The sequence below is a fragment of the Oleiphilus sp. HI0123 genome, assembly GCF_001635315.1.
Map to the genome: position 1 here is coordinate 1 of NZ_LWGE01000354.1, position 13,008 is coordinate 13,008.

The window sequence follows — 13,008 nt, forward strand, 5'->3', positions numbered from 1 at the left end:
TAGGATAAGTTATTTGATATTTTTCTTTCTATGGTTTTTTTGTTTATTGTGTAAAAAAAGCTGACAGTTATTTAAGTGTTCAGAAATGGGTGGCGTGTTACTATGTTTATCAGTGATTTAGAAGTTTATCGGCAGGTGTTGAGAGCGAATGCCAGCCCATCTATAAATAGGGTGAGATTAAATTGTGGCTCAGATAGAAATGAAATTACTATTGTTGATGTGTTTGCTGGGCCTGTTATCGGCCTGTTCAACAACGACGTCAGACGCGAGGCAATATTTAGTTAATGCGAGTAATGCTAAGATTTCATCTTCTGCCTTGCATGTTGATAGAAGTCAGTTGATTCTTGCGTCTCAAGAAGGTGGGGGGCTTTATGAGCTGCATCACTCGTCGCTTGAGGTCGGTCAAATGTTCGCGAATGTGGCCTCAAAGTTTGGGTTTAGAAAAGCTTCTCCAGAAGAAGCAACTTATGTGGCGAAGTTGATATCTGCCTTCCCTGATGGCGGTGCGTGTGAAGGGCTTGGTGATGCGGCAAGTGATGGTGCGTCTTATACGGCTTCAGTGCTGACTTTTGGTATTTTACCAGCATCGGGCTCTCACTGTTATTTGGTGGCTTTGGAGCTCTATGAACGTATCGGGGGGGAGTTGCTATTGGTGGGAGAGTTTTTTGCTAATAAGGGGCGTGTTGATGTTTATGCTGGGGCAAATGAAATCGAAAGTTACTCCTTAATTGTTACTCGACGTGATGAGGTCCTGGCTTTAGAAACGTCAATTGCAGCGCTTTTTCGTCAGATGATTCTGGATGGAGCATTCGAGTAATAGAGGGCCAAAACCTCAGCAGAAAACTTGAATGAAGGATATCGCCTTTATTGACATAATTATGCCATCTTATTTCAGTACTATCTCTTTTGAATTTGTTATAAAACTTAAGTAGAAGGGGAAATTTCTTCCTTTTTTAGCTACACTAGCGTTTACGCATAATTTTCGCTGGGTCTGGTGATCACGAGTTGTCAGGTCCTCAGTGTGTAAAATTAGTTCCATTGGTTATCCTACCGGTACAGTTTGGGGAAAAAATGACAACAGAAATATCCAAGATTATCTACACAAAAACAGATGAAGCGCCAGCACTGGCAACCTATTCCTTACTTCCTATACTCAACGCTTTCACTTCCGCCGCTGGCGTGTCCGTTGATGAGAGCGACATTTCTTTAGCTGCACGTATCTTGGCAGCCTTCCCCGAGAAACTGACTGAAGAGCAACGCGTACCAGACGCGTTAGCTGAGTTGGGCGAATTAACGCTACATCCGGAAGCCAATATTATTAAATTGCCGAATATCAGTGCATCAATTCCTCAGTTGAAAGAAGCAATTAAAGAGCTACAGGATCAGGGTTATGATATTCCTGAGTACCCCGACGAAGCTGGCAGCGAGCAAGAAACAGAGATTAAAGCAAAGTATGCCAAAGTGTTGGGTAGTGCGGTAAACCCTGTTCTGCGTGAAGGTAATTCAGATCGTCGCGCGCCACCTTCCGTTAAAGCCTATGCGCGTAAATATCCACACTCCATGGGTAAGTGGAGTCAGGCGTCACGTACACATGTTGCCCATATGCGTAGCGGCGACTTTTACGACCAAGAGCAGTCTACGGTAATTGAAAAAGCTGGCAATGTTCGTATTGAACTTGTTGAAGCAGATGGAAAAGTGACCGTACTTAAAGAAAAGACAGCTGTCATTGAGAAAGAAGTGATCGATGGCATGTTTATGAGTGTTAAAGCTTTGCGTCAGTTCTTTGAAGAAGAGATGGAAGGTGCAAGAAGAGCTGACTTGTTGTTCTCTCTACATGTTAAAGCCACCATGATGAAGGTCTCGCATCCGATCGTATTTGGGCATGCGGTTACTGTTTACTTCAAAGAACTTTTTGAAAAGCATCAGGCGAAGTTTGAAGAGTTGGGTGTGAACCCTAACAATGGTTTGAGTAATGTTCACCAGAAAATATCTGATCTTCCTTACTCTCAGCGTTCTATAATTGAAGAAGATATTCGTGCCTGTTACGAAGAACGCCCTGAAATGGCGATGGTAGATTCTGACAAAGGTATTTCAAACCTCCATGTACCAAGTGATGTCATCGTTGATGCGTCAATGCCTGCGATGATTCGTGTTGGTGGTAAAATGTGGGGTACTGACGGTAAACTGAAAGACACTAAAGCGGTTATTCCAGAGCGCACATATGCGACCATCTATCAGGAAGTTATTAACTTCTGTAAGCATCATGATGCCTTTGACCCAACGACAATGGGTACCGTTCCAAATGTTGGCTTGATGGCTCAAAAAGCTGAAGAATATGGTTCTCACGACAAGACTTTCGAGTTAGAGGCTGACGGTACTGTTCGTGTAGTTGATGAAGATGGTAAGGTCTTGCTTTCGCATGATGTCGAGAAGGGTGACATCTGGCGTATGTGTCAGACTAAAGATGCGCCAATTCAGGACTGGGTGAAACTCGCCGTTTCTCGTGCTCGAGCAACGGGTATGCCGACTATATTCTGGTTAGATCCTGAGCGTGCCCATGATGCGCAAATGATTAAGAAGGTGAACACCTACTTACAGGATCATGACACGGATGGTTTGGACATTCGTATCATGTCGCCGGATCAGGCAATTCGCTTCACAATGGAGCGCTTGATTCGTGGCCGTGACACGATCTCTGTTACCGGTAATGTACTACGAGATTATCTAACGGATTTGTTCCCGATTCTTGAGTTGGGTACCAGTGCTAAGATGCTATCTATTGTTCCGTTAATGGCTGGTGGTGGTCTGTTTGAAACAGGTGCTGGTGGTTCTGCTCCGAAGCATGTTCAGCAATTCCTGGAAGAGTGTCACTTGCGTTGGGACTCTTTAGGTGAGTTTTTAGCGATCGCTGTTTCTTTGGAAGATCTGGGTATTAAGAATGATAATGAGAAAGCAAAAGTCCTAGCGAAAACGCTTGATGAGGCGACGGCTATCTTCCTGGAAGAAAATAAGTCACCGTCACGAGTGTCTGGTGAGCTGGATAACCGTGGTAGCCACTTCTTCTTGGCCTTGTATTGGGCTAAAGCGCTTGCTGCGCAAGATGATAACCTTGAGCTAAAAGAGCGCTTTGCAGCGCTGGCTAAGACATTAGAAGAGCAGCAGTCGACTATTCTTGCTGAAATGACGGTTGTGCAAGGTAAGCCTGTCGATATTGGCGGTTACTACCATCCTGATGTGGCGAAAGCGACTAAGGCGATGAGACCAAGTGATACCTTTAATTCAGCGCTTGATAATTTGTAAGCGTATCTGAGTGAAAAAAAACCGAACCGGCTCAGGCCGGTTTTTTTATGCCCAGAGTTTCATAGATAAATGACTGGAAGGTACTATCGATTGTAGTGTTGAGCGTTCTTATAGGTCTTTGGGTCAAGCGTAGGGTAGCTCTTCACTGTCATGAAGGCACCAATTTGGTAAGTCTTGATTGAGGTACCTAGGTTTACGCTGGATTTTTGGGCAGATTGTTTGTATGCAGGTTGTTCAAATAGTGCACAATGAGTTGGTGTGCTCCTTGGTAAAGCTGTTTCATGTGATAGCTTAGGTTTTGCGAGCGTAATATGGTGCGAGAAGTAAAAGGTAGTCTTTCTATTGCTTCAGAATGGTGCGTTTTGGCTGGAGGATATGTTGGAATCTGTCTGTGCGCAAGTCGTTTGTGTAATTATCTGTTTTTATCTTGTTGAAAGTAAAGAAAAAAATCTTAGTTGGATCGACTTTTGATTATGGTGGCCTAGTTTTCATTCAATCTATTTAAGGAACCCCGCATGTCTGAAGCTCGATTAAGGTTATTGGATTTTTCCAGTCGACCGACACAAATATTGCACTTTACCTGGTTTGCATTCTTTTTGACCTTCGTGATGTGGTTCAGTCATGCGCCAATGAAGCCTTTCATTATGGCAGCATTTGATATGAGTAATGCCCAGTGGAAGGCGTTATTGATCCTTAACGTTGCACTTACTATACCAGCGCGTATTGTTGTCGGGATGTTGGTGGATAAGTTTGGGCCGCGCGCTGTTTATAGCTTGTTGTTGATGGTGTCGGCGTTTCTTTGTTGGGGTTTTGCTCTAGCTCAAACTTATGAGCAGTTAGCCTTATTCCGTTTCTTGTGTGGCTTTATTGGTGCGGGTTTTGTTATCGGTATTCGTATGGTGGGAGAATGGTTCCCTGCGAAGACGGTTGGCTTAGCAGAAGGTGTATATGGTGGCTGGGGTAACTTCGGTTCGGCAGCTGCAGCATGGACTCTTCCAGCGGTAGCAGCTTACGTATATGGTGGTGATGATGGTTGGAGATATGCTATCGCAACAACAGGTGTTGTTGCTTTTGTTTATAGCATGATCTTTTACAAAAATGTTCGTAATACACCGAAAGGTTCGACTTACTTTAAGCCAAAGAAATCGGGTGGTTTGGAAGTAAGTAATAAGCGTGATTTCTGGTTCTATATCGCGATGAATGTGCCTATGTATATTGCCTTGGCTGTTTTGACATGGAAGCTATCTCCAGCGGGTGTAAGTCTACTATCGGCAACAACAGCAAACATTTTATGGGGGGTGCTCGCTGGTCTGTTTGCTTTCCAAATGCACTCAATCTATCAAGTGAACAAAGAACATTTACATACTTCTCTACCAGAAAACGACCAGTATAAGTTTAAGCAGGTGGCTATTCTTGATTGGGCTTATTTCGTTACCTTTGGTTCAGAATTAGCTGTTGTGTCAATGTTGCCAGCATTCTTCATGGAAACCTTTGATCTAACACCTGTTATGGCTGGTTTGTTGGGTGGTGCATTTGCATTGATGAATTTGGCGGCGCGTCCTACCGGTGGATATTTATCAGATAAGTTTGGTCGTAAGAAAACCTTAACTATTCTGATTGCTGGTTTGACGGTCGGTTACTTGATTCTGTCCCTAGTTGATAGCACCTGGATGATTCCATTGGCTGTTGCGGCAGTGTTGCTTTGTTCGTTCTTTGTTCAGTCTGGTGAAGGTGCAGTGTTCGCTATGGTGCCACTGGTTAAGCGGCGTATGACTGGCCAAATTGCAGGTATGGTTGGCGCCTATGGCAACGTGGGTGGCGTGACCTTCCTGACGGTCTATTCTTTTGTTGATGCATCGACCTTCTTTATGGTGATTGCAGGTGCTGCGGTGGCTTGCTTGGCTCTGGTTCAGTTCTTGGATGAGCCTAAAGGTCATATGCATGAAGTATTACCTGATGGCACTGTTCAAATGATCGAGGTTAGCTAGGTTTAGCTAGGACTTGATTGCGAGCCTGTACTTTTGACAGGCTCGCTCCTTTTTATACCCTCTATTTTTTACCATTTAATATTTATCAGACCTATGCCAGAAGGGAATGAGTATTTCATACTTAGTTGTGTCTGAATTTATGAATAAGGTGGTGTCGTATGACTAGAGCTGTTATCTCAAATACAGGGCTCTCTCAAAAAGAACGCGCACTGTTAATTGATCCCTTGGATTCAAGAGCTGCGTTGTTACGCAGAGCTCTTCGCGAAAACGCTTATCCGATAATCGAGACTGTCACAGATGCTTGTCTTATGCTGGAGAAAGCAGAGGAGCATCAGCCTGATATTCTTGTGGTGGGCATGGACTTGCCCGACGAAGACACTTTACAGCAACTGGTCGAACTTCGAGAGCGCATGCCGCTTCCCGTCATTGTTTTCTCAGAAAAGGATGCGCCGCCGCTGGTTCAGAAGGTGGTGAAGGCCGGTGTCAGTGCTTTTATTGTGGATGATATACAGCCACAGCGCTTGCCTTCAATTATTAATATCGCAGTAGCTCGTTTTCATGAGCAGCAAGGTTTAATAAAGGAATTAAACACGACAAAAACCAAATTGGCCGAAAGAAAGACCTTAGANAAGGCTAAAGGTTTGTTGATGAAACAGAAGGGCCTGAGTGAAGATGAGGCATATACCTCTCTTAGAAAGTTGGCGATGGATAAGGGGCAGCCGATTGTGAAAGTGGCTGAAAGCATTATTGATGTGTTTTCCTTATTGGGTGATGTCGAGTAGCCCTAAAGCAAGTCGTTAGTAAGTGCTTGGTGCACTGAAATGGGTCGTATTTCTGCGTGATATTGTCAAGTAGTTGATATATAAGGGATAAAAAGTTGGCACGGCTTGTGCTTTAACTAGTATATCTACGAACGCAAGGCGTTCATGAAACAAAACATAATGTCTTTCTATCAACGGCGATCAGAAAGACATCAAACAAGATCGCAATGGCGCGGTCAGGTTTGAACGAGCAAAGGTGCTCATCAGTTAGTGGTCTCATTAGAGGCGACTAATCGGTGGGCGCCTTTTTTTTTGGATTTTTTGAAAGTTTATTATTGATTCATTGATATAAAGGAAGCGTTTTATGAAGTGGTTTAAATCGTTAAAAACGGCAACGATGACAACAGTAATCAGCGCAAGTGTCGCAGTTGGTATGACTAGCGGCGCGGCGCATGCAGAGAAATTAGGCTATCCGGAAAAAGAGGAGTTAACTTTCGGTTTTATCAAACTAACAGACATGGCGCCAATAGCTGTCGCCTATGAAAACGGTTACTTTGAGGATGAAGGCCTGTACGTCAAAATTGAAGCTCAAGCTAACTGGAAGGTCTTGCTTGATGGCGTAATTGACGGTCGCTTGGATGGTGCACATATGCTAGCGGGACAGCCTATTGCAGCGACGATGGGTTATGGAACTAAAGCTCATATCATTACGCCTTTCTCAATGGATTTGAATGGTAATGCGATCACCGTTTCAAATGATATTTGGGAACAGATGAAGCCAAATATTCCAAAGATGGCTGATGGAAAACCTGTTCACCCAATTAAAGCTGATGCGCTGAAGCCAGTTGTCGAGAAGTACAAGGAAGATGGAAAGCCTTTTAACATGGGGATGGTATTCCCGGTTTCGACTCATAACTATGAGCTAAGATACTGGTTAGCAGCGGGCGGTATTCACCCTGGCTACTACGCGCCTCATAAGGGTGACACGACAGGTAAGATCGATGCAGATGCCTTGCTATCAGTAACACCTCCACCACAAATGCCGTCTACCTTGGAAGCCGGCACGATCTATGGCTACTGTGTAGGTGAGCCTTGGAACCAGCAGGCCGTATTCAAAGGTATCGGTGTGCCAGTAGTGACTGATTACGAGATCTGGAAAGACAACCCAGAGAAAGTATTTGGTATTACTAAAGAATTTGCTGAGAAATACCCGAATACGACAGTTCGTTTAACGCGAGCGATGATTCGTGCAGCGATGTGGTTAGATGCTAACAACAATGCTAACCGTCCAGCAGCGGTTAAGATCTTGTCACAACCTAACTATGTTGGTGCTGACTATGACGTTATTGCAAACAGTATGACGGGTACTTTTGAGTACGAGAAAGGCGATAAGCGTTCAGTACCAGACTTCAACGTATTCTTCCGTTATAACGCGACTTACCCATACTACTCAGATGCTATCTGGTATCTAACGCAAATGCGTCGTTGGGGTCAGATCTCTGAAGATAAGAGCGACGAGTGGTACAAAGATTTGGCGAAGAAAGTATATCGTCCTGATATCTATGCACGTGCGGCGCAGTCTTTGATCAAAGAAGGTAAAGCGAAAGCGGCTGACTTCCCAGACTTCTCTACTGAAGATGGCTACCGTGACCCACAAACGCACTTTATCGATAACATTGTTTATGACGGTACACAACCAAACAAGTATATCGAGAAGTTCTCAATTGGTCTGAAATCAGGCGACAAGATCTAAAGAGTATTACATATGTCGGACGACAAATGCTGGCCTGAACCAGGGTTTGTTGTCTGACTGCTGATAACGAAGTTTGTCTAAGAAAGATTTATCTTGATCGGCTCTCAATGTTTGTTAGAACGAGAGTCGTCAGTTAACTGAAGTAGCTTTAAGCAGGAGCAGAAGATTATGTCAACGGCGACATCTCTTAAGGACGATATAGAACAACCAATTGTTTGGTTGGATAAGGTATTAGAGTTTGGTGCGATGGCAGCGAAGACTCTGGCAATACCCATGGCAGGTATTGCGGTATTTCTCATTATTTGGGCGGCAGCCGCACAGAGTGTTAAAACTTCTTTGGGGCAGTTTCCGGGTCCCGCGATGGTAATGGAGCAGTTCGTCTCTTTATATGATGAGCACGTTTCCGAGCGGACTAAAGAGCAAGCCTTCTACGAAAGGCAAGAGAAAAGAAATGCGGCACGAGTGGCTGAAGATCCATCTTATGTGCCTAAAATCAGAGCGTATACCGGGAAAGAAACTTTCCTCGATCAGATCTTTACCAGCTTAAAGACGGTCGCTTCTGGCTTCTTATTGGCTGCAGCGATAGCGATTCCCCTAGGCATTGCCATTGGCCTGAATAAAACACTGAACTCGGCTGTTAACCCGATTATTCAGGTGTTCAAACCTGTTTCTCCTTTGGCTTGGTTACCCTTGGTGACAATCTTGGTGAGTGCACTCTACGTCTCGTCAGATCCACTGGTAGCCAAGTCCTTTATTGTTTCGATGATCACCGTAACACTTTGCTGCTTATGGCCAATGGTGATCAATACGTCAGTGGGTGTTGCATCCATTGATGATAACTTGGTCAACGTAAGTAAGGTGTTGCGATTACCTGCTCTGAAACATGTTCAGAAAATTGTTTTACCTGCATCAGTACCGATGATCTTTACCGGAATGCGCTTGTCCTTAAGTATCGCATGGATGGTGTTGATCGCCGCAGAAATGTTGGCCCAAAACCCAGGCCTTGGAAAGTTCGTTTGGGATGAATTCCAGAATGGTAGTTCAGATTCACTAAGTAGAATTATGGCAGCAGTCGTTGTAATTGGTTTTATCGGATTCTTGTTAGATCGCGCAATGTTACAAATACAAAAGCGAGTGTCTTGGGATAATAAAGGCCTTTAAGCCTTAACCTGCCCGAACAGCTACAAGTAACGAAATACGATTGAATTTATTGAGGATAGAATTATGAGCGCATTATTAGATATTAGTCATATAGATATGGTCTTTCCGACACCAAAGGGGCCGTTCACAGCGCTGCAGGACGTGAGTTTACAAATTAAAAAGGGCGAGTTTGTATCGCTTATCGGACACTCGGGTTGTGGTAAGTCAACCGTTTTGAACGTTGTCGCTGGCCTACATCAGGCAACCAATGGCGGTGTAGTTCTTAGCGGCAAAGAAGTGACAGAACCAGGACCTGAGCGAGCCGTTGTCTTCCAAAATCATTCTCTATTGCCGTGGTTGACGGCGTATGAAAATGTTGAGCTGGCCGTTAAGCAAGTATTCGGAAAAACTAAGTCAAAAGCAGAAACTAAAGAGTGGGTAGAACATAATCTTCACTTGGTTCATATGGATCACGCTATGTATAAGCGTCCTGACGAAATATCAGGGGGTATGAAGCAGCGTGTGGGTATCGCTCGTGCTTTGGCGATGCAGCCAGAGATTTTGTTAATGGATGAGCCATTTGGCGCGCTAGATGCCCTGACCAGGGCGCATATGCAAGACTCCTTAATGGAGATCCAGAATGAGCTGAATAATACCGTTATTATGATCACCCATGATGTTGACGAAGCAGTTTTGCTGTCAGATAGAATTGTCATGATGACTAATGGCCCAGCGGCAACGATTGGTGAAATATTAGATGTTGGTCTTGAACGCCCTCGTGATCGATTGGCCTTAGCAGAAGACCCAGAATACGTTCACCTTCGATCAGAAGTTCTAAAGTTCCTGTACGAAAAACAACGAAAAGTTGAACCGATTAGTGCCTCAGTAAAAAAAACTAAAGCTGCCTCAGGTATTGCGGCAGCGTAAGACAAGTTAATCATTACTCCCGTTTACAATGGCGTAAACATAGGGGGTAGGTGGACAACGGCGTTCACAAGTAATGCGACACGAGAAAACTGTTGAGTAGAGGCTCAGTAGTTATCTCACAGCGCATTGTTTGTGAGCGCTTTTTTAATGCCTTAAGAATTAGTAAAGCCATATTTATAGCGAGGGTCACAGCATAAACAAAGAATGACTGACTTATGCTTGGCCTTTAAAAAAGTAACTAGGAGATGTAAATGAAAAAACGTTCAATTAGCCTATTAAGCACAGCAATCGCTACGATCATTGCTTCGAGTAGCGTTGTCGCTGCACCAGAAACGATTACTGAGGCGATTACAGGTGGTAAAGCCTATGGTGACTTGCGTTTACGATATGAAAGTGACGACCGAAGCAATGACACTGATTCAGATGCCTTAACCCTACGTACGAGAATCGGATACAAAACGGCAGAATTCAAAGGCTTTACTGCACTGGTCGAGTTTGAAGATAGTCGTGAAGTTTTGGGGATTGAAGAAGCGGACGATGATGCATTAATTCTAGACTCAGAAGTAACTGAGCTCGATCAAGGCTTTATTCAATATAAGAATGACATGGTGACAGCAAAACTAGGGCGTCAAGTGATTGCCTTGGACGGTCAGCGTCATGTAGGTCATGTTGGTTGGCGCCAAGATCGCCAGACTTTTGATGCGGCGAGAGTTACGGTTAAGCCAATTGAAGGTCTTACTTTAGATGCATCCTATATTTATAAAGTAAACCGAATTAACTCAGGTGCCTTTGCGGATGTCGCTGATACTGATATAACACTATTAAATGTTGCTTACCAAACTCCCTTTGGTAAAGCTGTGGTATACAACTATGAGATCTCAGGAGAGCCTTATGGTGCCGCAGATGGTTGGGATGAGCTATCAACAATTGGTGCAAGTTTTACCGGCTCAACATTAGCAGGTGAAGATCTGAAAGTTTCATATGCTCTAGAGTATGCTTCGCAAGATAATGAAACGAAAGATGCCAGTATGGATTATATGATGGCTGAGGTTGGCCTAACTGCGTCAGGAGTGACAGGCAAGCTTGGGTATTCGTCCTTAGGATCTGACGACGGCAATCAGTCGTTCGCGACACCTTTAGCAACTGTTCATAAGTTTGAAGGTTGGGCTGATGCATTTCTAGGTCAGTCCTTGTTTGGTGCGGGTGGCGGTAATGGTGTTGTAGACACTTATGCTTCAGTCTCAGGTAAGTTCGCTGGTGTAAAACTGGTGGGTGTTTACCATGATTTTGAGACCGATGAAGGCAGTGCTGACGCGGGTAGAGAGATAGATCTTTTGGCAGTCAAAAAGTTTAATAAAACCTATAGCGGAGGCCTGAAGTATGCTGATTACTCGGCACCTTCTGGCGGTACTGATAAGTCCGTAATGTGGGCGTGGGTTGGAATGAAGTTCTAAAGTCTGACACATAACTATAAGCCGTTAATAAGACTTCAGGGTCTTATTTTGCTAGCCTGGTGCCGTACCCGTCGCGGGTTGACAAGACTTTCCTCTTGTTAATTCAGGCTAGCTTTTTTCGGTTTTTTATGTGGGCTAGAGAGATACTCTAGCAAGGCTTCGAGCTTCATTGCTTCATGGAATAAACTTCCTTGTGCGTAGTCGCAGCCATGGCTTTTTAAGTGTGCAAGCTGTAAATCATTTTCAACGCCATCAGCAGTAACAGAAAGTTTCATCTGATGAGCCATACTAATAATTGCATTGCTAAAGTTAGTGTTTGCCTGATTTTCAGGGAGACCATTAAGGTAGCGTTGGTCTATTTTTAAGGCGTGAGCCGGAACTTGTTTCAAGTAGCTCATTGACGCATAGCCTGAACCAAAACGATCGATGATAATATGAACGCCCATATCTTTCAGTTCTTTTAGACGACCAATCACTTCGGGCTTTTGGTCAACGAAGCACTTTTCAACTACCTCGAAATGCAGGTATTTAATATAGTTCGGGTGTTCGGAAAATAGCGCTCGTACTTCAGAAACAAAGTAACGGTCTTTAAGTTGTCTAGGCGATATGTTGACACTAAAGCTAATATCTTTGATGCCTTCTTTAAGTAGTCTTTGGATATCTTTTACAAGCTGTTTTAGCACCCAGTTACCGAGAGGAATAATGCTGCCTGCATTTTCTGCTATCGAGATAAAATCATCGGGCATACGAATATCTTCTTCAGTGTATTGCCAGCGTAGAGATGCTTCTACGCCTGAAATGCTTTGATCTTTTAAATCGAGAATCGGCTGATAAACCAAAAAGAAGTCTTGGTTTTCAATGCTGTGCTGAATTTCCTTTTCTGTCTTTATTTTATAGCGGATCTCGTTGTTCATATCTTCAGAGAAGAATTGATAATTGTTTCTGCCGCTTTGCTTTGCCTGATACATAGCGATGTCGGCATTATTAATAAGGTCAGTGTCATTAAGCGAGTCTTCAGGGGTGACGCTAATGCCAATACTCGCGGTGATAAAGACTTCCTGAGTGTCGATGATCACGGGAGATTCAAAAGAGTTGATTATATTCTGTGTTACTTTACTGGCATCTTCGTAATTCTTAATGTTGCTTAGTAAGACTGTAAATTCATCACCACTGATACGAGCAATGCTATCGTTTTGCCTTACATGCTCATTCAAGCGCTTGGCGACGGATTTTAGAATCTCGTCACCGGCCTGATGACCTAGGGAGTCATTAATGGTTTTGAAGTTATCTATATCAATAAACAACAATGCAGCTTTTACCATATTACGTTTGGCATTTTGAATTGCTGACTCGAGCCTCTTCTGGAATAGTACCCGATTTTCTAGACCTGTCAGCGGGTCGTATAAAGCCATACGTTCCATTTCATCGTGATGATTCTTGATATCGGTGATATCTTCGAAAGTAATCACATAGTGAGATATTTCTGAGGTTTCTTGATAGGGATGGCTTTTAAGCAATGAAATACTGGTCTTCATCCAATGCGTGTCACCATTTGCATCGGTGCACTTGAGTTTACTCTGAATCAGACCTTCGGTATTAGGCGATAAGCTTTGTGTACTCAACTCCTGAGAGGAGATCGGGGGAAGGGAAAGTTTGTTTTCCAGTATCGAAATTGGCTGCCCCTC

The 13,008-nt window shown here is 43.8% G+C and carries 9 protein-coding genes; 8 read left to right on the forward strand and 1 reads right to left on the reverse strand.

Features of this window, described 5'->3' with window-relative positions; translation table 11 throughout:
• Nucleotides 1–199: 199 nt before the first annotated feature.
• The 8 genes from A3761_RS03350 (at nt 200) to A3761_RS03385 (ending at nt 11,323) form a co-directional block, all read left to right on the forward strand.
• Nucleotides 200–817 (forward strand): hypothetical protein, encoded by a 618-nt coding sequence (locus A3761_RS03350; protein ID WP_068634132.1) that lies wholly within the window; start codon nt 200–202, stop codon nt 815–817.
• A 254-nt stretch (nt 818–1,071) separates the two neighbouring features.
• Entirely contained in the window at nt 1,072–3,300 is a 2,229-nt protein-coding gene (locus A3761_RS03355; protein WP_068515169.1) for an NADP-dependent isocitrate dehydrogenase, read from the forward strand.
• Nucleotides 3,301–3,815: 515 nt separating this feature from the next.
• The gene (locus A3761_RS03360) at nt 3,816–5,288 is read left to right on the forward strand and encodes a NarK family nitrate/nitrite MFS transporter (protein WP_068515167.1); all 1,473 of its coding nucleotides are present in this window, start codon (nt 3,816–3,818) and stop codon (nt 5,286–5,288) included.
• Between the two features lie 158 nt (nt 5,289–5,446).
• Entirely contained in the window at nt 5,447–6,070 is a 624-nt protein-coding gene (locus A3761_RS03365) for an ANTAR domain-containing response regulator (protein ID WP_068749810.1), read from the forward strand.
• A 343-nt stretch (nt 6,071–6,413) separates the two neighbouring features.
• Nucleotides 6,414–7,802 carry a CmpA/NrtA family ABC transporter substrate-binding protein gene (locus A3761_RS03370; protein ID WP_068515165.1) on the forward strand — a complete coding sequence of 463 codons (1,389 nt, stop codon included), beginning with the start codon at nt 6,414–6,416 and terminating at the stop codon, nt 7,800–7,802.
• Between the two features lie 246 nt (nt 7,803–8,048).
• Entirely contained in the window at nt 8,049–8,963 is a 915-nt protein-coding gene (locus tag A3761_RS03375) for an ABC transporter permease (protein WP_068567569.1), read from the forward strand.
• A 63-nt stretch (nt 8,964–9,026) separates the two neighbouring features.
• Entirely contained in the window at nt 9,027–9,869 is an 843-nt protein-coding gene (locus tag A3761_RS03380) for an ABC transporter ATP-binding protein (protein ID WP_068553593.1), read from the forward strand.
• A 251-nt stretch (nt 9,870–10,120) separates the two neighbouring features.
• A complete protein-coding gene (locus tag A3761_RS03385; protein WP_068553591.1) occupies nt 10,121–11,323 on the forward strand; it encodes an alginate export family protein in 1,203 nt (400 codons plus the stop codon).
• Nucleotides 11,324–11,421: 98 nt separating this feature from the next.
• Here A3761_RS03385 and A3761_RS03390 read toward each other — a convergent pair.
• Nucleotides 11,422–13,008 (reverse strand): bifunctional diguanylate cyclase/phosphodiesterase (locus A3761_RS03390; protein WP_156491559.1); only part of this gene is annotated, 1,587 nt, incomplete at its 5' end.

Coding starts and splice junctions, on each gene's coding strand:
- A3761_RS03350 (WP_068634132.1), top strand. CDS start 200: ATGAAATTACTATTGTTGATGTGTTTGCTGGGCCTGTTATCGGCCTGT.
- A3761_RS03355 (WP_068515169.1), top strand. CDS start 1,072: ATGACAACAGAAATATCCAAGATTATCTACACAAAAACAGATGAAGCG.
- A3761_RS03360 (WP_068515167.1), top strand. CDS start 3,816: ATGTCTGAAGCTCGATTAAGGTTATTGGATTTTTCCAGTCGACCGACA.
- A3761_RS03370 (WP_068515165.1), top strand. CDS start 6,414: ATGAAGTGGTTTAAATCGTTAAAAACGGCAACGATGACAACAGTAATC.
- A3761_RS03375 (WP_068567569.1), top strand. CDS start 8,049: ATGGCAGCGAAGACTCTGGCAATACCCATGGCAGGTATTGCGGTATTT.
- A3761_RS03380 (WP_068553593.1), top strand. CDS start 9,027: ATGAGCGCATTATTAGATATTAGTCATATAGATATGGTCTTTCCGACA.
- A3761_RS03385 (WP_068553591.1), top strand. CDS start 10,121: ATGAAAAAACGTTCAATTAGCCTATTAAGCACAGCAATCGCTACGATC.